This is a genomic window from Umezawaea sp. NPDC059074, from assembly GCF_042738955.1.
In the GTDB taxonomy this organism is placed as follows: Bacteria; Actinomycetota; Actinomycetes; order Mycobacteriales; family Pseudonocardiaceae; genus Umezawaea.
Genome location: NZ_JBHYHC010000022.1, coordinates 40,538 through 59,992 on the forward strand (window position 1 = coordinate 40,538; position 19,455 = coordinate 59,992).

Consider the following 19,455-nt stretch of genomic DNA (forward strand, 5'->3'; position numbering starts at 1 on the left):
CTGTGGCGGACGAGAAGACGGCCAAGCTGGTCGAGGAGCTGCGGCTGTTGGTCGACGTGGCGGCCGAGCGGGCCCAGCCGTGGTTGCAGCGGATCGCGACCGAGGGCGCGGGCGAGCACAACCCCGCGACCTGCGGGTGGTGCCCGGTGTGCAACGCCGCGGCGCTGATCAAGGGCGACCGGTCGGAGCTGGCCGCGAAGGCGGCGGAGCACGTGTCCGGGCTGATCACGCTGCTGCGGATGGCGTTGAGCGAGCCCTCGACGCCCACGTCCCCGGACGCCCCGGCCGAGGAGCCGCGCGTCCAGCACATCCAGGTGGTGCGCCGGAAGTCCGACCAGGGGTCGCAGTGCTGACCGTCGGGGTCGACATCGGCGGGACCAGCGTCCGCGCGGGAGTGGTGAACGCCGACGGCGCGGTGGTGGACATCACCCGCGCGTTGACTCCGGGCGAGGAAGGCCCGCTGGAGGACGCCATCACGTCGGCCGTCACCGAACTGGCCGAGCGGCACCCCGTCTCGGCGGTGGGGCTGGCCGTGGCCGGGTTCGTCGCCACGGACCGCCGCACGGTGCGGTTCGCGCCGCACCTGGCGTGGCGGCAGGCGCCGGTGGCGCAGCGGCTGTCGCACCGGCTCGGGCTGCCCGTGGTGCTGGAGCACGACGCCAACGCCGCCGCGCTGGCCGAGCACCGGTTCGGGGCAGCCCGCGGGGCGAAGATCGCGGTCATGGTGGCGTTGGGGACCGGCATCGGCGGGGCGCTGCTGATCGACGGCCGCGTGTACCGCGGCGCGCACGGCGTGGCCCCCGAGCTGGGACACCTCCGGCTGGTGCCGGACGGGCGGCCGTGCCCGTGCGGCAAGAACGGCTGCTGGGAGCGCTACTGCAGCGGCACGGCACTGAGCACGACGGCCGTGGAGCTGCTGGCCAAGAACCCCGGCGTGTCCACCGTCCTGGTCCGCGAGGCCCTGCGCGACTCGCGGGCGATCACCGGTCGTCGCGTCGCCGCCGCCGCGCGCGACGGCGACCCGCTCGCGCTGCGGGCCATGTCGGACCTGGCCAAGTGGCTGGGCGACGGGTTGGCGCTGGTCGCGGACGTGTACGACCCGGAGATGGTCGTCATCGGCGGCGGCGTCTCGGAGTCGGCCCCGCTGTTCCTGGACGAGGCTCGGGAGCGGTACGCGGAGACGATCACCGGGGCCGGGCACCGGCCGCTGGCCCGCATCCGCACCGCCCAGCTCGGCGACGACGCGGGCCTGGTCGGCGCGGCCACCCTGGCCCGCGACCTCGCGAACCACACCGCGCCGAACGGCCGCAAGCGCTAGAGGACCGCGCCGTCGTCCCACCCGGAGTCCGGGGGCGGACCCGGCCGGACCCGCAGCACCAGCCAGCCGACGCCACCGCACAGCACCACCAGCGCCACGGGCACGCTGATCTGCGGCGACAGGCCGAACAGGCTCGGCACGACGAGCAGCACCACGCCGATCGCGATCACGACCAGCGCGGCGATCGTGCCCGCTCGCAGGCGCGGTAGCGGTGGCGGGTCGGGCGGGACGAAGTGCTCGTCGTCGTCCTCCTCCGGATCGGGCGCCGCCACCCGCGGCTGGCCCTCCGGTCGGATGCCCGCCGCGACCGGCTCGTCCTCCGGCACGTCGAACTCCGGGGGATCGGGCCAGTTGGCGCCCATCCCGTCGCGTTCAAGGCTCGCGACGATTTCGGCGAAGGCCGCGTCCACGTCTTCGGGGCCGTCGGTCGAGTCGCGTCGGGAATCCATCTGCGTGCTCCAGCCCTCCCGTGTACGGGCGTCGTGTTCCTCCCTGACATCGTCCCATGTCCGCCCGGCGTTCCGGGCTCCGGCAGCCGGGCGGATGTGAGCCCGTATCGACTGGGGGCGCGTCTTCGTTGTGCCTTGTGCCGTCGGCTCCGTAGGCTGGCGTCGGATCAAGGTCGGTGAGGGAGGCGCTCCCAGCAGTGCTGTACTGGTTGATGAAGCACATTTTTCTCGGCCCCGTGCTGAAGGTGTTCTTCCGCCCCCGGATCATCGAGGGCGCGGAGAACATCCCGAAGGACGGCGGCGCCATCCTGGCGAGCAACCACCTCGCCGTGTCCGACTCGTTCTTCCTGCCGCTGAAGCTGTCGCGGCGGGTGACGTTCCCGGCCAAGATCGAGTACTTCACCGGCACCGGTATCAAGGGCTGGTTGCAGAAGGCGTTCATGTCCGGCGTCGGGCAGGTCCCGATCGACCGGTCGAGCGCGTCCGCGGCGCAGGGAGCGCTGTCCACGGGCGTGCGGATCCTGCGCGAGGGCAAGCTGCTGGGCATCTACCCGGAGGGCACGCGCTCGCCGGACGGACGGCTGTACAAGGGCAAGGTCGGCGTCGCCTGGATCGCGCTGGAGGCGGGCGTGCCGGTGATCCCGATCGCGATGTTCGGCACCGACAAGGCGAACCCGATCGGGTCGCGCATGTGGAAGCCGACGCCTATCACGATCAAGATCGGCAAGCCGCTCGACTTCTCCCGCTACGAGGGCCTCTCCGGCGACCGGTTCGTGCTGCGGTCGATCACCGACGAGATCATGTACGCGCTGATGGAGCTGACCGGCCAGGAGTACGTGGACGTCTACGCGGCCAAGGCCAAGGAGGACCAGGCCGCCGCCGAGGCCGCGGCGGGTGTCGAGGTCCCGGCGCAGCCCGACGGCAAGTCGGCCGATCGCGTGCCCGAGACGAAGGCGGGCTGAGCGGCCACTTAGGGTGGGCCCGGTGCGTTTCTTCTACGACTGCGAATTCATCGAGGACGGCACCACCATCGATCTGATCTCGATCGGAGTGGTGACCGAGGAAGGCGATGAGTTCTACGCGGTCTCGACCGAGTTCGACCCGGCCAAGGCGGGACCGTGGGTGCGCAACAACGTGCTCAACCAGCTCCCGCCGCCCGCCGACCCGACCTGGCGCAGCCGGGAGAAGCTCCGGCGCGACCTGCTGGACTTCCTCGGCGGCCCCAGAGCGGCCCGCGACGAGGTGGAGCTGTGGGCCTGGTTCGCGGCGTACGACCACGTCGCGCTGGCCCAGCTGTGGGGCGCGATGCCCGCGTTGCCGCGCAGCCTGCCGCGCTTCACCCGCGACCTCCGGCAGCGCTGGGACGACGTCGGCAGGCCGCGGTTGCCGCAGGCCCCGGCCGACGCGCACGACGCCCTCGCGGACGCCCGGCACAACCTGGCGCGCTGGAAGGTGATCGAGCAGGAGCGGAAGAAGCGCGGATTCCCGGTCGCGTAAGCACAGAAATGTGACCTCGGTGTTGCTGCACCGATCCAGTCCGTGACACGCTTCGGGCTCCGAGGTAGTGACGCCGGGCACTGGCGCCCTGGGCGGCACTCGACCAAACGGTCTTCGAGAGAGATTGGGCGAAGCAGATGCGCATCGGTGTGCTCACTGGCGGCGGGGACTGCCCTGGCCTGAACGCGGTCATCAGGGCCGTCGTTCGCAAGGGCGTCGAGGTCCACGGCTGGGACATCGTCGGCTTCCGCAACGGGTGGCAGGGGCCGATCGAGGGGCTGACGAAGTCCATCGGCCTCGCGGACGTCGAGGACATCCTGACCAGGGGTGGCACCATCCTCGGCTCGTCGCGGACGAACCCGTACAAGGTCGACGGCGGCGTCGACAAGATCCGCGAGGTGCTGGCGGCCGAAGGCGTCGACGCGCTGATCGCGATCGGCGGCGAGGACACCCTCGGCGTCGCGAAGCGCCTCACGGACGACGGCATCGGCGTCGTGGGCGTGCCGAAGACGATCGACAACGACCTCGGCGCGACCGACTACACGTTCGGCTTCGACACCGCCGTGCACATCGCGACCGAGTCGATCGACCGGCTGCGCACCACCGCCGAGTCGCACCACCGCGCGCTCGTCGTCGAGGTCATGGGCCGCCACGCGGGCTGGATCGCGCTGCACTCCGGCCTCGCCGGTGGCGCGAACGTGATCCTCGTGCCCGAGCGCCCGTTCAGCGTCGAGAAGGTCGTCAGCTGGGTCGAGCGGCGCTTCGAGAAGCAGTACGCGCCGATCATCGTCGTGGCCGAGGGCGCTGTTCCCGAAGGCGGCGCCGAGGTCCTGCACTCCGGTGAGAAGGACGCGTTCGGCCACGTCCGCCTCGGCGGCGTCGGCACCTGGCTCGCGGAGGAGATCGCCGAGCGCACGGGCAAGGAGTCCCGCGCGGTCGTGCTGGGCCACACCCAGCGCGGCGGCATCCCGACCGCGTACGACCGCGTCCTCGCGACCCGCTTCGGCCTGCACGCGGCCGACGCGGTCGCCGACGGCGACTTCGGCGTGATGGTGGCGCTGCGCGGCACCGAGATCGTCCGCGTGAAGCTGTCCGAGGCCACCGCCGAGCTCAAGACGGTACCCCCGCACCGTCTCGCCGAGGCCGAGGTCTTCTTCGGTTAAGGATGTGGTGGAAAGGGCCCCGAGCACATAGCTCGGGGCCCTTTTCGTTCAGTAAGCGCCCAGGTCCAGGTACGCCGCGAACGTGCCCAGCCAGTGCTCGGCCGCGTAGCCGTGGCCGAAGACGTAGCGCCAGCCGACCTCGCGGTGCGACTCCGCCGACGCCCGCGCCAGCTCCCGGTAGCGGTGCCCCTCGGGCAGCGCGTCGGCGACCGCCAGCCACGCCCACGCCCGCGACAGGGCCAGCCCCGCGAGGTGCGCGCCGTACGGGTCGGTCGGGTCGTCGACGGGTACGGGTTCCCGCAACACCTTCCAGCGCGCCTCGTCCAGGTTCGGCAGGAACGCCGAGAACCACGCCGCGAACGCCTCGGGCTCCAGCACCCGGCGCATCAGGTCCGCCTCGACCAGCGCGGGGGACAGGAAGTCCGCCGCGTCCGGCTCGAACCCGCCGTAGCCGACGTCCTCGCGGTGCCACCGCAGCGCCGCCTCCGTGCACGCCTCGGCCAGCTCGTCGTCGCCGAGGGTGCGCGCCGCGTCCAGCACCAGGCCGGTCGCGAACGCCGTGTTGCCGTGGGTGCCGGTCCGCATCGGCAGCCGGGCCGTGCTCGCCCACGTCAGGAACCGGTCCCGCAGCACGCCCGTCAGCGGCGCCAGCGCGCCCGACCAGCGCCGCGCGAGGTCCGAGTCCCAGGTGCGCAGCTCGGCGTCCAGCACCAGCAGCCACGCCCATCCGTACGGGCGTTCCCAGTGCTTGCCGCGCGGGCCGCGGAAGAACTCGGCCTCGACCTCGCACTTCTCCGGGGTCAGCAGCGAGTCCAGCACCGCGACGGCCTCGGCAGCGCCGTCCAGCTCGGGCCGCAACCGCAGCAACCGGACCGCGAGCCACGTCTGGTGCACGCACGAGTGCCAGTCGTACGACCCGGCGAACACCGGGTGCAGCACGCGGTGGGGGGCCAGGTCCGCGTTCGACGTGATCGTGCTCGTCCAGTGCACGGGGAAGTCCCGTTGGACGTTGGCCACGGCGGTCTCCAACAGCCGTGCCGCCGTGGGGTCATCCAACCGGGTGGAATTCATAGGGCCATGATGCAGGTTTTCCACCCGTCCGTGCAGCGGCCGTCTGCCGCCTTCCCGACTGCGGAAACCCCCAGAGCGTCTCTCAGAGTGGAACGAATACCCTGTTCACTGTGAACTGGACCGTGGACGTGCCCGTGGACACGCTTCCCGAGCTACCGCCGCTTCCCCCCGAGATGCGCTCTCGGTTGGACGCCGCTCTGGCTCGCCCGGCTGCCCAGCAGCCGGAGTGGCCGGACCCGGAGCAGGTGCGGAAGGTGCGGACCCTGCTCGAGAGCGTTCCGCCGATCACCGTGCCCGCCGAGATCGACCGGCTGCGCGCCAACCTGGCCGAGGTCGCACGCGGCGACGCCTTCCTGCTGCAGGGCGGCGACTGCGCGGAAACCTTCGTCGACAACACCGAGCCGCACATCCGCGGCAACATCCGGACGCTGCTGCAGATGGCCGTCGTCCTCACCTACGGCGCCAGCGTGCCCGTGGTCAAGGTCGGCCGCATCGCGGGTCAGTACGCCAAGCCGCGCTCGTCGGGCATCGACGCGCTCGGCCTGCCGTCCTACCGCGGCGACATCATCAACTCCCTCGTCGCGACCCCCGAGGCCCGCGTCCCCGACCCGTCGCGCATGGTCCGGGCGTACGCCAACGCCGGTGCCGCGATGAACCTGCTGCGCGCGTTGACCAGTGCCGGCATGGCCGACCTGCACCGCCTGCACGACTGGAACAAGGACTTCGTCCGCACCAGCCCCGCGGGCGAGCGCTACGAGGCGCTGGCCGCCGAGATCGACCGCGGCCTCCGCTTCATGTCGGCGTGCGGCGTCAACGACATGTCGTTGCACACCACGGAGATCTTCGCCTCGCACGAGGCGCTGCTGATCGACTACGAGCGTTCGCTGCTGCGCCTGGACAACACGAACGACGAGCCCAGGCTGTACGACCTGTCGTCGCACTTCCTGTGGATCGGCGACCGCACCAGGCAGTTGGACGGCGCCCACATCGCCCTCGCGGAGATGCTCTCCAACCCGATCGGCCTCAAGATCGGCCCCTCCACGACCCCGGAGATGGCCGTCGAGTACGTCGAGCGCCTCGACCCGCGCAACGAGGCGGGCAGGCTGACGCTGATCTCCCGCATGGGCAACAGCAAGGTCCGCGAACTGCTGCCCGCCATCGTGGAGAAGGTGACCGCCTCGGGCCACCAGGTGATCTGGCAGTGCGACCCGATGCACGGCAACACGCACGAGTCGTCCACCGGCTACAAGACCCGCCACTTCGACCGCATCGTCGACGAGGTCCAGGGCTTCTTCGAGGTCCACCGCAGCCTGGGCACCCACCCCGGCGGCATCCACATCGAACTGACCGGCGAGGACGTGACGGAATGCCTGGGCGGCGCCCAGGAAATCTCCGACGCGGACCTGTCCGGCCGCTACGAAACGGCCTGCGACCCCCGCCTGAACACGCAGCAGTCGTTGGAACTGGCATTCCTGGTCGCGGAGATGCTCCGCTCCTAGAGTTCGGCTGACAGAAACGGCCCCCGACACCTGATGGTGCCGGGGGCCGTTTCACGAGTCAGACGGTGGTGCCGGGTGTCACGACGGGCAGGCCCGCGTCGTGCGCGGCTTGGGCGAGGCGCTTGTCGTAGGTGATGAACTGCGTCAACGTCCGACCCATGAGCTGGGCGGTCGCCAGGTGCAGGGCGTCCAGGCTGCGCAGGTGCTTGCCCGGAAGCACCGCGGCGTGGGGGAGGCACGACTTTAGGGGCAGTCGGGCGACCTTCTCCAGGAGGTAGGCCGCCCTGTCGCGAGCCTCCTGGCTCTCGCCATTGCGAGTGAGCGCTCGGCCGACCTCGACGCGAGCCAGTTCGCTGCTGAGCAGCGCAACGGAACTCCGGGTCACGTGGTCGACCAACGTGTCACTGTGCTCCTCGGCCCGGATGAGCTTCACCAGCGCGCAGGAATCCAAGTAGATCATCGGGTCTCCTCTTCGCGCATCGCGATCAAGGTCTCCGAGAGCGACGGCCTGTGCGGTTCGGCGGGCAGTGGCGGATTCGCCACGAGCCACCTCTTCAACTCCGCCTGCGTGGTCTTCCAGTCCGAATCCAGGACTCCTGCTTTGACCAGACCCTCCAGCATCGCCTCGGTGAGTTCCGGTGGGGTCATGAGGGCGATCACGATGCCGTCCCGGACCACTTCGACCTCTTCACCTGCGGTAACCCGCTCCAGCACGTTCGCTAGGTCCCGCGACAACTCGTCGGCGGTCACCCGTGCGATTTCCATGGAATTCACCATCGCACGCTAACGCTCGAAGGGCAAGAAAATAAAGCCGGTGACACGATTGTGCGAATTGTCGGGGGAATTGGCCAATGGTCAATTCCCCCGACAATTACAGCGCCGTGAGGCTGATCCGCGAGCCCTTCTCCACCTTCGACCCCGGTGCCACCGACTGGTTGAGCACGGTCGCGTTCGCGTTCCTGCTGAACTGGATGTCGACCTTCAGCCCGAGGTCTTCCAGCTGCTTCTTCGCGTCCTTCAGCTTCTTCCCCTCGACCTTCGGCACCGTGACGGTCTCCGGGGCCGACGACAGCACCACGGTCACCCGCTTGTTCCCCCCGGCGGGCACGTTCGTGTTGGCAGGCGGGTCGGTCCGGATCACCCGACCACCTTCGACGCTGCCGTTCTTCTCCGCGGGCCCTTCCACGGGCTCGAACCCGAGGGATGTCAGTTCCGCGAACGCCTCGTCCTTGGTCTTGCCCGCCACGTTCGGCACAGGCTTCGGCTGCGAGCCCTTGCTGAGCACGATGGTGACCGTCGAACCCACCTTCACCTGCGTCCCTGGCGCGGGTTTCAGCGTGACGACCTTGCCCTTCGGCACGGTGTCGCTGAAGGCGTCCTCGTCCGGGTTCAGCGTGGACTTCAGGCCGGTCTGGGTGATGTCCTTCTCGGCCGCCGCGGGGTCGATGCCCGCCTGCACGGTCGGCACCACGGGCTTGCCGAGGGACACGTAGACCGTGACCGCGTCGCCCCGCAGCTTCTCGGTGCCCTCCGGCGGGTCGGTGCGCAGCACCTTGCCCTTCGGCACGGTGTCGCTGGCCTCCAACTCCACCGTGGACTTCAGCGACGCGCCCTGGAGGAGCACGACGGCGCTCTCCTCCTCGTTGCCGACGACGCCGGGCACGGACGTGAACCGGCCGCTGCCCATCCACCACGCGGTGACGCCGACCAGGATCGCCAGCACGACCACGAGGCTCACCCACAGGGCGAAGCGGCGCTTGTTGCGCTTGCGCTCCTCCTCGTAGACCTCGGCGGCAGTCTTCTTCGGCACGCGCTTCTTCGCCGCGGGCCTGGGCGCCGGGGGCTCGGGCGCGGGCGGCGCGGGCTGGTACGAGGTCCGGTTGAGCGCCATCGTGCCCTGAGGGCCGCTCTGCGGCCCGCCCGCGGGCCCACCGGGCAACCGGGGTGCCCGAGTGATGACGGTGGCCGCAGAAGCGGACGCGGCGGCCAGAACGGGCAGCGTCAGCTCGGCGGGCGGCGCCGTCTGCACCGGGCGGACGCGCACGGTCTGGTCGTGCTGGCCCGGCGCGGGCGTCGGCACCGGCATCCTCGGCACGCCCAGGCCGGTGCGCACGCGTTCCAGCTCGGCCAGGAACGCGCCCGCGTCGGCGGGGCGCTGCGCCGGGTCGCGCCGGGTGGCGCGCACGACGAGCTGGTTGAGTTCCGCGGGGATGCTCGGGACGAGCGTGCTGGGGGCGGGCACGTCCTCGTTGACGTGCCGGTAGGCGACCGAGATCGGCGTGTCCCCGAGGTACGGGGTGACCCCGGTCAGCATCTCGTAGAGCACGATCCCGGCGGCGTACACGTCGCTGCGGGAGTCCGAAGCGCCGGTGGCCACCTGCTCGGGGGAGAGGTAGGCGACCGTCCCCAGTATCGTGCTGTCACTGGTGGTGCTGGCGCTCGCCACGGCCCTGACCAGCCCGAAGTCCGCGACCTTCACCACGCCGTCGTGGCCGATCAGCACGTTCTCCGGCTTCACGTCCCGGTGGACGAGTCCTGCCTGGTGCGCGGCGGCGAGCGCCGACAGCACCGGCTCGAGCACGCTCAGCGCGAGCGGCGTGCTCAGCGTGCCCCGTTCGGTGATGAGGTCGCGCAGCGTGCCGCCCTCGATGAGTTCCATGATGAGGAATACGTGCTCACCGTCGGGTGTGCCTCTGTCGACTCCCTGATCGTGCACGGCGACGATGCCGGGGTGCTTCAAGCGGGCCGCTGTGCGGGCCTCCTGCTCGAAGCGGGCGACGAAGGCGCGATCCGCCGAGAACTGGGGGTCCATGACCTTGATGGCCACGGCGCGGTCCAGGCGCGTGTCCACGCCGCGGTAGACGGTGGACATGCCGCCACGGGCGAGCACGCGGTCCACCCGGTAGCGGTGTTCCAGCAATCCGCCGATCACGTTCGTACCAGACCTCTCCACAACTACCGATCGTACGGAGGACGAGGATGACCCGGTTGGCGCAGGGCGTTCAAAGAGAGGTTATGGCATCGTGACCCCCGTGAGTGCGATTCCCGCCGCTGCGGATGTATTGGCCCCCGACCTGGAGGTCCTCGACCTCCCGACGGTCGCCGACCGCCTTGGCCTCCCCATTACCCGTGTCCACCAGCTGCTTCGCGACGGGCAGCTGCTCGCCGAACGGCGTGCCGGCGTGCTCGTCGTCCCCGCCGACTTCATCGCGGCGGCAGGCGTCGTGAAGGGGTTGTTCGGCACGGTCACCGTGCTGCGCGACTCCGGCTACTCGACGGACGAGATCCTGCGCTGGCTGTTCACCGAGGACGACACGCTGCCCGGCACGCCCATCGAGGCGCTGCGCGGCGACCGTGGTCGTGAGGTGAAGCGACGGGCTCAGGCGTTGGCGTTCTGACCCGGTCCCGGACGGACGGCCCGCGCCAGCACGGCGCGGGCCAGACCCGGTAGCGCGACGGCGAGCCGTCGCGGTCGAGGCACGACCACGCGCCGGGAGAACACCTGGTAGTCGGCCTCGACGATGCCGTCCAGGATCTCCCGGTACAGCGTGAGCGCGGTGCCGATGCACGGCCGGGAGACCGGCCGCAGCCCCGCCACGCCCTTTTCCGCCTCGCGGTAGACCGCGTAGGTGTGGGCGGCGAGGTGCGCGAGCGCGCGCCGGACCGGCTGTTCGGACCGACCGGTCCGCCTGCACCGCGCCAGCATGTCTCGGTCGACGCCGAACGCGTCCAGCACGTCCAGCGGCAGGTACAGCCGCCCGCGGTCGAGGTCCTCGCCGACGTCGCGGAGGAAGTTCGTCAGCTGGAACGCGACCCCCAGCGCCGCCGCTCCCGCCTCGACCTCCTCGCGCGGGCCGACCGTGCCCAGCACCGGCAGCATCTGGAGGCCGATCACGGCCGCCGACCCGTGCATGTACCGGCCGAGGTCGGCCAGGTCGGCGTACTCGGTGACCTCCAGGTCCATCCGCATCGACGCCAGGAAGTCGGTGAACAGCCCGCGGTCGATCCGGTGGCGGTCGACGGTGTCGGCGAGCGCGGCCAGGACCGGGTGGTCTGTGCACCCGCCCGCGAGCTGCTCGTCGAGCTGCTTCTCCAGCCGGTCGAGTTCGGCCCCGCGGTCCGCCGAACTGCTCGCGTCCACGATCTCGTCCGCCCACCGCGCGAACCCGTAGAGCGCGTGCACGGCGGGGCGCTGCGCGGGCGTCAGCAGCCGGGTGGCCAGGTAGAACGTCTTGCCGTGGCGGGCGTTGAGGCGCTTGCAGCGCGTGTAGGCCTCGCGCACCGCCGGATCGGTGATCCCGGCGGCGTCGAGTTCGCGGTCGCTCACGGGCGTGGCCCGTACCTGCTCGACAGTTCGAGGGGGTCCGGCCTGCCGAGCGAGACCGTGGCGAGCGCGGAGACGGCGACGACGAAGGCCAGGTAGAACCAGGAGTAGAGGGCCGTGTCGCCGTTGGGGTAGGTCACCAGCAGTAGCACGCAGGAGAAGAACACCGCGGCCCGCAGACCGGTGAGGGTCCACGCGAGACCCGCCCCGAGGACGAGGGGCCAGCTGAAGTACCAGGGCAGCGTGGCGGGCGAGAGCAGGGCGACGGCGAGCATGGTCAACGCGGCGTGGCGGATCGCGTTGGGCCCGCCGTCCTCGGCCGCGCGCCACTGCCGCCAGGCGATGTAGAGCAGCAGCACCGACCCGGCCCCGCGCGCGACGGTCATGAACACGCCGGGCTCGACGGAGACGAAGCTGTTCACGACGGTGAAGACGAAGTCGCCGACGGCGCTGGGCAGCGACAGCCAGTTCACGATCGTGGACGACGAGCTGAGCGCCGGGATCCAGCCGAGGTCGACCTTCGCGACCAGCGTGCAGACGGCGAAGACGGCCACGAACACCCCGATCCCGCCGCCGATGGCCTTCACGAGCCGGGCGCGCTTGGCCCCCGGCAGCCGGGCCGCCCAGACCAGCACGAGGAACGGCAGCGCGACCGCCGCGGTGGCCTTGATCGCCACCGCCAGGGCCACGAGGGCGATGCCGACGACGTGCCGTCGCTCGAGCACCATCAGCACGCCCGCGGCCATCAGCCCGACCATCAGGATGTCGTTGTGGCCGCCGCCGATCAGGTGGATCAGCATCAGCGGGTTCGCCCCGGCCAGCCACAGCGCCACCGCAGGGCGTCCGCCGAGGTGGCGGGCGAGGCCCGGCAGCGACCAGCAGGTCAGCGCCAGTCCGCCCGCGAGGATCAGCCGCATCAGCACGACACCGGTGATCACGCTGCCGCCGGTCGCCCACACGACGCCCTTGGCGATGAGGATGAACAGCGGCCCGTACGGCGCGGGCGTGTTCTGCCACACCCAGCTGACGTTGTCGCTCAACGGGCTCGGCAGCGCCGCCGGACCCACCCGGTACGGGTCGAAGCCGTGCAGCGCGAGTTGGCCCTGCGCCAGGTAGCTGTAGATGTCCTTCGAGAACAGCGGTGGCGTCAGCAGCAGCGGCAGCGTCCACGCGGCGATGGCGATCACCACCGCGGCGCTGCCCACGTACCGGTTGCGCACCATGCGCCCCAGCCGCACCCACGCCCAGATCACCAGGCCCAGGCCGAGGTACAGCACCGCCGTCGCCAGGTCGTGGCCGTGCCCGTAACGGATCCAGCTCAACGAGGTGTTGGTCAGCAGCGGGTCGATCTTCAACACCGCGCCAGCGCCCGCTCCGCCGAGCGAGATCAGCGAGACGCCCGCGACCCCCAGCAGGATCGTCCGGATCGGGATACCGGTCGGTTCCGCGGGCACGCGCGTAGCAGTGGGCAGCGCCTGCTGCACGGACGCGGCGCCGGATCTGGGAGGGGACGGAGTTGAAGCCATCGCGGCAACATCGTTGCACAGCGCGTGCACGCCTCGGCACGCGATGGCGCGCAAGCGTGACAAGGGCTTAACACCCCGGAGGATCTTCGCACGTGAAGATCACTCCGGGCAGTGCCCATGTGGAGTATTCGCGTCTGGGCCGTGCGCGGTTCGGTCCCTCGACCGATCAGCTGACGACGGACGTGCGGGCCCGCTCCGACCGGGTGCGCAGCGGCGTTCCGGCCACCCGCTGGGCGGCCAGCTTCCCGGAGATCAGCACCGGTGGGACGCCCACGCCCGGCGTGGTCCCGCAGCCCGCCAGGACCACGTTGTCGACGCCGTCGACGAGGTTGCGCGGCCGGAACGGCCCGGTCTGCGCCAGCGTGTGCGCGGCCGAGAACGGCGTGCCCGCCGCGAGCCCCATGTCGGCCCAGTCCTGCGGCGTGACCAGCCTCGACGTCTCGACGGACGCCTCGAACCCGGTCAGCCCGCGGGCCTCCAGGACGCGCAGCAGCTCGTCGCGGTAGGCGGGGCCGACGCGGCGCCAGTCGATCGGGCCGGTCTCCAGGTTCGGGGCCGGCGCGAGCACGAAGTTCAGGTGCCGGTCGGCGGGCGCGAGCGAGGGGTCGCCGATCGTCGGCTGCGTGACCAGCAGCGACGGGTCGCTCATCAGCCTGCCGGTCGAGGTGATCTCCTCGAACGTCCGGTTCCACGCCTGCCCGAAGAAGATCGTGTGGTGCGCCAGTTCCGGCCACGTCCGGGTCGTGCCCGCGTGCAGCACGACCGCCGACGGCGACCAGCGCACCGGGCGCGGGCGGCGCGGGGCCTTGCCGAGCAGCCGGTAGGCCACCGGCAGGTCCGGGGTCAGCACCACGGCGTCGCACGGGATGCGCTCGCCGCCGGTCGTGCGCACGGCCGTGACGCGGCTGCCGATGCGCTCCAGCCAGGCCACCGGCGTGTCGTAGCGGAAGGTCGCGCCCGCGTCGGCCGCCGCGGCCGCCAGCGCGTCCGGCAGCGCCCGCATCCCGCCGCGCGGGAAGTGCACGCCCGCGATCGTGTCCATGTAGGCGATCACGGCGTACGCGGCGAGCGCCCGCCTCGGCGGCACCCCGGCGTAGAGGGACTGGAACGAGAACACCCGCTGGAGGCGTTCGTCGTGCAGGAACCTCCCGATGGCCGGGCCGAGCCGCCCGAACCCGCCCAGCGCCGCCAGCTTGGCCAGCGACGGCCCCAGCACGTCGGCGGGGGAGTCGAAGTTGCCGCCGATGAACCGGTCCCGCTCGACCCGGTACAGCTCGGTGAGCCACGTCCGCAGCCTGCGGTAGCCCGCGGCCTCCGCGCCGCCCGCGAACCGCCGGACCTCGGCCTCCATCGCGTCGGCGTCGGCGTGCACGTCGAGCGTGGAGCCGTCGGCGAACCGCGCCCGGTAGGCCGGGTCGACGGGCAGCAGGTCCAGCCGGTCGGCCAGCGACTCGCCGACCGCCGCGAGGGCGTCCTCCACCAGGTCCGGCATGGTCAGCACGGTCGGGCCGGTGTCGATCCGGTAGCCGTCCAGGTCCAGCCGCCCGGCCCGGCCGCCGGGCGTGGAGTCGCGTTCGACGACCGTCACCGCGCGGCCCGCGCCGAGCAGGTGCAGCGCCGTGGACAGGCCCGCGAGGCCGGCGCCGACCACGACGACGTGGTCGGTGCGCCCCGGCAGGGTCCTCATGCTCAGTAGGTCCGCTTCGTCGCGCTGACGGCCAGTTCGGCCAGCCGCTCGCCCGCGGGCGCCACGACGGGCGCGGCCTCCAGCGCGGCCATCGCGGACGCGGTCAGCGCCGCGATCCGGTCCTCGATCGCGTCCACCGCGCCCACGCCGACCAGCGCGTCGCGCACCTCGTCGACAGTCTCCACGTCCAGCTCGGGGTTGCCCAGCGCCCGGTGCAGCACGTCCGCGCCGTACTCCATGCCGAGCGCCACGAGCAGCGTCCGCTTGCCCTCGCGCAGGTCGTCGCCCGCGGGCTTGCCGGTGACCGCGGGGTCGCCGAACACGCCGAGCAGGTCGTCCCGCAGCTGGAAGGCGACGCCGATGTCCGCGCCGAACCGCCGCAGCCCGTCGATCAGCGCGGGCGACCCGCCGCCGAGCGCCGCGCCCATGTGCAGCGGCCGCTCCACGGTGTACGCGGCGGTCTTGAGCCGGTCGATCCGCAGGGCCGCGTCGGGCGAGGAGTCGCCGCGCGCCTGCGTGAGCACGTCCAGGTACTGGCCCGCGAGCATCTCGGTGCGCATGTCGCGCCACGGCAGGCTCAACCGCTGCAACGCGTCCGTCGGCAGGCCCGCCGCGAACAGCATGTCGTCCGCCCAGGCCAGCGCGATGTCGCCGATCAGCACGGCCGCCGCGAGCCCGAACCGCTCCGGCTCACCCAGCCAGCGCCGGTCGCGGTGCTCCTGGGCGAACGCGATGTGCACGGTCGGCTGGCCGCGCCGCACCTCGGAGGCGTCCATCAGGTCGTCGTGCACCAGCGCGCACGCCTGGATCAGCTCCAGCGAGCTGACGGCCGTGAGCACGGACTCCGCCAGCGGGCCCTCCGGGTCACCGCCCGCGGCCCGCCAGCCCCACCACGCGAACGTGGGGCGGATGCGCTTGCCACCGCTGAGCACGAACGCCGCGAGGCCGTCCACCGCCCCGGTGAAGTTCTCGTCCATCAGCGCGCCCAACGTGCGCCGGTCGGCCAGGTAGGTCGCCAGCGCCTCGTCGACGCGCTTGGGCAGGGCGAGGTCCAACGGGTGGAGCAGCTCTGGAGCGGACACCCCCCTATGGTCACCTCTTCGGCCCGTCCGCGCCGCACCGGGGGGTCGTCCCAGGAAGTGAAAGCCGTCTCCCACGCGTCGGACGCCCCACTAGGCTGTTGGCATGACGACGGTGGTCGAACGGTTGCACGGGCGCGGACCCGTGTTCTCCGTCGAGTTCTTCCCTCCCCGCGACGCCGCGGACGAGCTGGTCCTGTGGCGCGCGATCCGCGAACTGGAACCCCTCGACCCGGCGTTCGTGTCCATCACCTACGGCGCGGGCGGGTCCAGCCGCGACTTCACGATCCGCACCACCGGCCGCGTCGCGCAGGAGACCACCCTGGTCCCGATGGCGCACCTGACCGCCGTCGACCACTCCGTGTCCGAGCTGCGCAACGTCATCGGCTGGTACGCCGCCGTGGGCGTGCGCAACATCCTGGCCGTGCGCGGCGACCCGCCCGGCGACCCCAACGGCGAGTGGATCGCCCACCCCGAGGGCCTGACCTACGCCGAGGAACTGGTCCGGCTCTGCCGCGAGCTGGGCGACTTCTGCGTGGGCGTGGCGGCGTTCCCGTACGGCCACCCGCGGTCGGGCGACGTGGACGAGGACACCAAGTACCTGGTGCGCAAGCTGCGCGCCGGGGCGGACTTCGCCATCGCCCAGCTGTTCTTCCAGCCGGAGGACTTCCTGCGGCTGCGCGACCGCGTCGACGCGCTGGGCTGCGACACCGCGCTGCTGCCCGGCCTCATGCCGTTGACGACACCGCGCACCCTGGCGAAGACGGTCGAGCTGTCCGGGGCCGACGTGCCCCCCGCCGTGGCCCGGAAACTGGACCCCTTCGTGGACGACCCGGCGGCTTTCCGGAAGGCTGGTGTCGACCTGGTGACGGAGATGGGGGAGCGGTTGCTCGCCGAAGGCGTGCCCGCCCTGCACTTCTACACCCTGAACCGATCGAAGGCGACGAGGGAAGTGGTGGCCCGCTTGGGCCTGGTTCCCGCTCGCGCGTGATGCAGAGGTCCGGATGCCCACCTTCGACGAGAACTTCAAGAAGAACGCCGCACTGGCCCGCCAGGCGCGTTCCGACGAGCACAAGCGCGGCTTGGCCGCGGACTTCGAGGCCAAGGTGCGCTCCGCCGCGCCGGTGATCTCGCGGGTCTGCCGGGACATGGCGGCCGTGCTGCGCGTCGCCAAGGTGCCGGTCGCCACCGACGACGGCTGGTCCCTCCCGGACCTGCCGTCGGTGGTCGCCGCCCCACCGAGGTACGTGGCCGCGGACCGCTTCGGCAAGCGCTGGAGCCTGGAGCTGTCCACCGCCTCCTGGGCCACCCTCACCCCGGACGCGGCCCTGCTCAGCGACCGCTTCAAGTCCGGCGTCCGCCGCGACCGGGTCGCCGAGCGCGAGGCCAGGATCAAGGCGGTCCACCAGGCGATCGCGGTCAGCGACGTGAACGCCCTGGCCGCCACCACCCTGGAAGCCGACTTCGGCATGGCCCACAAACTGGTCCTGGACCGCAACACACGCATGCTGTTCGTGTGCGCGGGCACGCAGGGCGGCCGCCCGACAGTGCTGCCGTTCTCCGAGTACGGCAACCGCGCCGCGACAGCCCTGGTCCAGGCCTGGGAACACCGCGGGCGGTAGCACGGGAGACCGGATCGAAGGCTTCGCCCACCGGCCCACGGCGGTTACGTTGGTCGTTCGACGTGCGAAAGCGGCGAGTCGAGGGGGTGCGGTGGTCCGTTCGAGGGAACCGCGGGTCAGCGTCGGCGTGGTTCCGATGTTGGCGGACAACTACCAGCGCCGATCCGATCTCGACATCGTGAGGACGCCGTCCCACCGGGGCAACCCGACCAACACCTACGTGGTCTGCGGCATGGGTGGTGTGGGGAAGTCCCAGTTCGCCGCCGAGTACGCGCGGTCGATCGAGGGCGAGGTCGATCTCGTGGTGTGGGTCACGGCCGTGGATCGGGAGGCGGTGGTGGACGCCTACGCCCGCGCCTGGGAGCGGGTCGGGCATCCCGGAACGAGGGGCGCGGAAGTCGCGGCGGACCGGTTCCTGAACTGGCTGCGGACAGCCGACCAGCAGTGGCTGATCGTCCTTGACGACGTGCGGGACCCGAAGGACCTCAGGAACCTGTGGCCGGACGGCCCGAGCGGGCGGACCGTGGTGACGACCCGTCGTGCCGACAACATCATGGTCGAACGAGGACGTCAGAAGATCCAAGTGGGGCCGTTCACCCCGGACCAGGCTCGTGCCTACCTCGCGGGGAAGCTCGTTTCCCGGTCGGAGTCGGCGCAGGACGTCGACCTGCTTGCCGAGGCGCTGGGGCGTCTGCCGCTCGCCTTGGCGCAGGCGGCTTCGTTCATGCTCGACCGCCGCGTGTCGTGCGTCGACTACCTGAGGAGGTTCACCCGCGGTCGCATGGAGTTGCCGGAGCTGTTCCCACCCGAGGCGTTCGCCGACGAGTACCAGCTCACGGTCGCGACGACGTGGTCCATGTCGATCAAGGCCGCCGACAGGCTTGGACCGAGAGGGCTGTGCGAACGGTTGATGCACATCGCCGCCCTGCTCGATCCCAGCGGTTTTCCCCGCGGCATCGTGGAAACGTCCGCGGTCGTCGGTTACTCGTCGGGGGCGTCGGTGGACGAGTGCCGCGACGCGCTGGCCAACCTCGCCAGGTTCAGCCTGGTGGAACTGCAAGACGATGCCGAACCCCAAAGCGTTCGCGTGCACTCCATGGTCCAGCGCGTGGTGCTGAGCGGTCTCAGCCGATCTCGGCTCGTCAAAGCCGCCTCAGCCGCTGTGAACGGCTTGGTGGAGTTGTGGCCGGACATCGAGGTCGACGCGGAGTTCAGTCGGATGCTGCGCGCCAACACGGCGGTCTTGGCCGGACATCCCGACGACCTCATGTGGTACGCGCGGGGGTACGGGCTCCTCCGCCGCGCGGGTCGCAGCCTCGGCGAGTTCGGCCTGCTGAGAGCGGAGTTGACCCATTGGACGTTCATGGTCGACGCGACGAAGCGCCTGTCCACGACCGACGTCTCTCCCACCCTTGTGCTTCGCCAAGCCCTCGCGCGCGCCCGTGGGCTCGCTGGGGATCCCGCCAGAGCCGCGGCGGAGTTCGAAGCCCTGGTTCCCGAACACGTGCACGTGTTCGGAGCCGCCAACCCCTACACCTTCGACGCGCGTCACGGATTGGCCTGGTGGCGCGGTGAGGACAGGTCCCCGGCCGAGGCCGTCCGGGAATTCCAGGTCCTGCTGGAAGACCTGGCCAGGGAGCGGGGCATGAACCACCCGCAGACCCTTCGCACCAGGTACGCCCTCGGACGGTGGCGCGGGCAGGCGGGTGATCCCAGGCAGGCGCGCGCCGACTTCGCGGATCTGCTCTCCGACATCCATCGAGTCCTCAGCTTGGACGACCCGCTCGCCTTGGCGGTCCGCCACGACCTCGCCTGGTGGAAGGGGGAGGCCGGCAACCCGACGACCGCGGCCGCGTTGTTCAGCGCCTTGCTCGAGGATCGGCTGAGGGTGTTGGGCGAGAGGCACCTGCACACCCTCGCCACCCGGCACGACCTGGCCTGGTGGTACGGCGAGGCGGGAGAGCCCGAAGCGGCCGCCGGGGCACTGGAGGGCGTGTTCCGGGACGACCTCCGACTCCTGGGCCCCGATCACCCCCACACGATGGCCACTCGTGAGGATGTCACCTGGTGGCGAGCGGACGCCGAGGCGCGTTTGGCCGGTGGGCCCCAGGGACAGAGCCGGGATCACGCGGGCCGTGTGATGGGTGACTTACCGGGCCTGGACTTCCTGGAGGTCGACGGCTGGGACGTCATCCTGCCCGGCGAAGATCACCCGTAGCG

19 protein-coding genes are annotated in these 19,455 nt (G+C 71.4%); 10 read left to right on the forward strand and 9 right to left on the reverse strand.

Annotation, left to right across the window (positions count from 1 at the left end):
* Positions 1–2 precede the first annotated feature (2 nt).
* Together ACFWW9_RS13035 and ACFWW9_RS13040 are read left to right on the forward strand one after the other, a co-directional pair.
* Positions 3–353 (forward strand): hypothetical protein, encoded by a 351-nt coding sequence (locus ACFWW9_RS13035; RefSeq protein ID WP_390375597.1) that lies wholly within the window; start codon positions 3–5, stop codon positions 351–353.
* Entirely contained in the window at positions 347–1,318 is a 972-nt protein-coding gene (locus ACFWW9_RS13040) for an ROK family glucokinase (RefSeq protein ID WP_390375600.1), read from the forward strand. The genes ACFWW9_RS13035 and ACFWW9_RS13040 overlap by 7 nt, the downstream gene beginning before the upstream one ends.
* Here ACFWW9_RS13040 and ACFWW9_RS13045 read toward each other — a convergent pair.
* On the reverse strand, positions 1,315–1,767 hold the full coding sequence (locus ACFWW9_RS13045; protein WP_390375603.1) for a hypothetical protein: 453 nt from the start codon (positions 1,765–1,767) through the stop codon (positions 1,315–1,317). The two genes, ACFWW9_RS13040 and ACFWW9_RS13045, sit on opposite strands and share 4 nt — an antisense overlap.
* Positions 1,768–1,964: 197 nt before the next feature.
* Between ACFWW9_RS13045 and ACFWW9_RS13050 the strand changes: the two genes are divergently transcribed.
* The 3 genes from ACFWW9_RS13050 to ACFWW9_RS13060 all read left to right on the forward strand — a co-directional run bounded on the left by ACFWW9_RS13050 (position 1,965) and on the right by ACFWW9_RS13060 (position 4,427).
* On the forward strand, positions 1,965–2,729 hold the full coding sequence (locus ACFWW9_RS13050; protein ID WP_390375749.1) for a lysophospholipid acyltransferase family protein: 765 nt from the start codon (positions 1,965–1,967) through the stop codon (positions 2,727–2,729).
* A 22-nt stretch (positions 2,730–2,751) separates the two neighbouring features.
* Complete coding sequence (locus tag ACFWW9_RS13055; RefSeq protein ID WP_390375606.1) at positions 2,752–3,264, forward strand: polyadenylate-specific 3'-exoribonuclease AS; 513 nt, start codon at positions 2,752–2,754, stop codon at positions 3,262–3,264.
* Between the two features lie 137 nt (positions 3,265–3,401).
* Positions 3,402–4,427, forward strand: a complete 1,026-nt coding sequence (locus ACFWW9_RS13060; protein ID WP_390375609.1) for a 6-phosphofructokinase — start codon at positions 3,402–3,404, stop codon at positions 4,425–4,427.
* A gap of 48 nt (positions 4,428–4,475) precedes the next feature.
* Here ACFWW9_RS13060 and ACFWW9_RS13065 read toward each other — a convergent pair whose 3' ends face one another.
* Complete coding sequence (locus ACFWW9_RS13065) at positions 4,476–5,498, reverse strand: DUF2891 domain-containing protein (protein WP_390375612.1); 1,023 nt, start codon at positions 5,496–5,498, stop codon at positions 4,476–4,478.
* Between the two features lie 110 nt (positions 5,499–5,608).
* Here ACFWW9_RS13065 and ACFWW9_RS13070 point away from each other — a divergent pair, with 110 nt between their 5' ends.
* Positions 5,609–6,997 (forward strand): class II 3-deoxy-7-phosphoheptulonate synthase, encoded by a 1,389-nt coding sequence (locus ACFWW9_RS13070; RefSeq protein ID WP_390375615.1) that lies wholly within the window; start codon positions 5,609–5,611, stop codon positions 6,995–6,997.
* Positions 6,998–7,055: 58 nt separating this feature from the next.
* On the opposite strand, the gene ACFWW9_RS13075 is transcribed toward ACFWW9_RS13070, so the two are convergent.
* From ACFWW9_RS13075 to pknB, 3 genes are all read right to left on the reverse strand, one after another.
* Positions 7,056–7,457: a type II toxin-antitoxin system VapC family toxin gene (locus ACFWW9_RS13075; RefSeq protein WP_390375618.1), complete on the reverse strand. Its 402-nt coding sequence runs from the start codon at positions 7,455–7,457 to the stop codon at positions 7,056–7,058.
* The gene (locus ACFWW9_RS13080) at positions 7,454–7,762 is read right to left on the reverse strand and encodes a hypothetical protein (RefSeq protein WP_390375621.1); all 309 of its coding nucleotides are present in this window, start codon (positions 7,760–7,762) and stop codon (positions 7,454–7,456) included. The genes ACFWW9_RS13075 and ACFWW9_RS13080 overlap by 4 nt, the downstream gene beginning before the upstream one ends.
* 106 nt (positions 7,763–7,868) lie before the next feature.
* Complete coding sequence (pknB, locus tag ACFWW9_RS13085) at positions 7,869–9,950, reverse strand: Stk1 family PASTA domain-containing Ser/Thr kinase (RefSeq protein ID WP_390375623.1); 2,082 nt, start codon at positions 9,948–9,950, stop codon at positions 7,869–7,871.
* 79 nt (positions 9,951–10,029) lie between these two features.
* Between pknB and ACFWW9_RS13090 the strand changes: the two genes are divergently transcribed.
* A complete protein-coding gene (locus tag ACFWW9_RS13090; RefSeq protein WP_390375626.1) occupies positions 10,030–10,395 on the forward strand; it encodes an Rv2175c family DNA-binding protein in 366 nt (121 codons plus the stop codon).
* Here ACFWW9_RS13090 and ACFWW9_RS13095 read toward each other — a convergent pair.
* From ACFWW9_RS13095 to ACFWW9_RS13110, 4 genes are all read right to left on the reverse strand, one after another.
* Positions 10,377–11,324, reverse strand: coding sequence for a phytoene/squalene synthase family protein (locus tag ACFWW9_RS13095; RefSeq protein ID WP_390375629.1), 948 nt, complete (start codon positions 11,322–11,324; stop codon positions 10,377–10,379). The genes ACFWW9_RS13090 and ACFWW9_RS13095 overlap by 19 nt on opposite strands.
* Positions 11,321–12,847: a polyprenol phosphomannose-dependent alpha 1,6 mannosyltransferase MptB gene (gene mptB, locus ACFWW9_RS13100; protein WP_390375632.1), complete on the reverse strand. Its 1,527-nt coding sequence runs from the start codon at positions 12,845–12,847 to the stop codon at positions 11,321–11,323. The genes ACFWW9_RS13095 and mptB overlap by 4 nt, the downstream gene beginning before the upstream one ends.
* 166 nt (positions 12,848–13,013) lie before the next feature.
* Positions 13,014–14,534, reverse strand: coding sequence for a phytoene desaturase family protein (crtI, locus tag ACFWW9_RS13105; protein ID WP_390375635.1), 1,521 nt, complete (start codon positions 14,532–14,534; stop codon positions 13,014–13,016).
* A 2-nt stretch (positions 14,535–14,536) separates the two neighbouring features.
* Positions 14,537–15,616 carry a polyprenyl synthetase family protein gene (locus ACFWW9_RS13110; RefSeq protein WP_390375638.1) on the reverse strand — a complete coding sequence of 360 codons (1,080 nt, stop codon included), beginning with the start codon at positions 15,614–15,616 and terminating at the stop codon, positions 14,537–14,539.
* A gap of 103 nt (positions 15,617–15,719) precedes the next feature.
* On the opposite strand from ACFWW9_RS13110, the gene ACFWW9_RS13115 reads away from it, so the two are divergent.
* From ACFWW9_RS13115 to ACFWW9_RS13125, 3 genes are all read left to right on the forward strand, one after another.
* Positions 15,720–16,604, forward strand: a complete 885-nt coding sequence (locus ACFWW9_RS13115; RefSeq protein ID WP_390375641.1) for a methylenetetrahydrofolate reductase — start codon at positions 15,720–15,722, stop codon at positions 16,602–16,604.
* Positions 16,605–16,617: 13 nt separating this feature from the next.
* On the forward strand, positions 16,618–17,235 hold the full coding sequence (locus ACFWW9_RS13120; RefSeq protein WP_390375644.1) for a hypothetical protein: 618 nt from the start codon (positions 16,618–16,620) through the stop codon (positions 17,233–17,235).
* 91 nt (positions 17,236–17,326) lie between these two features.
* On the forward strand, positions 17,327–19,453 hold the full coding sequence (locus ACFWW9_RS13125) for an NB-ARC domain-containing protein (protein WP_390375647.1): 2,127 nt from the start codon (positions 17,327–17,329) through the stop codon (positions 19,451–19,453).
* Positions 19,454–19,455: the final 2 nt, after the last annotated feature.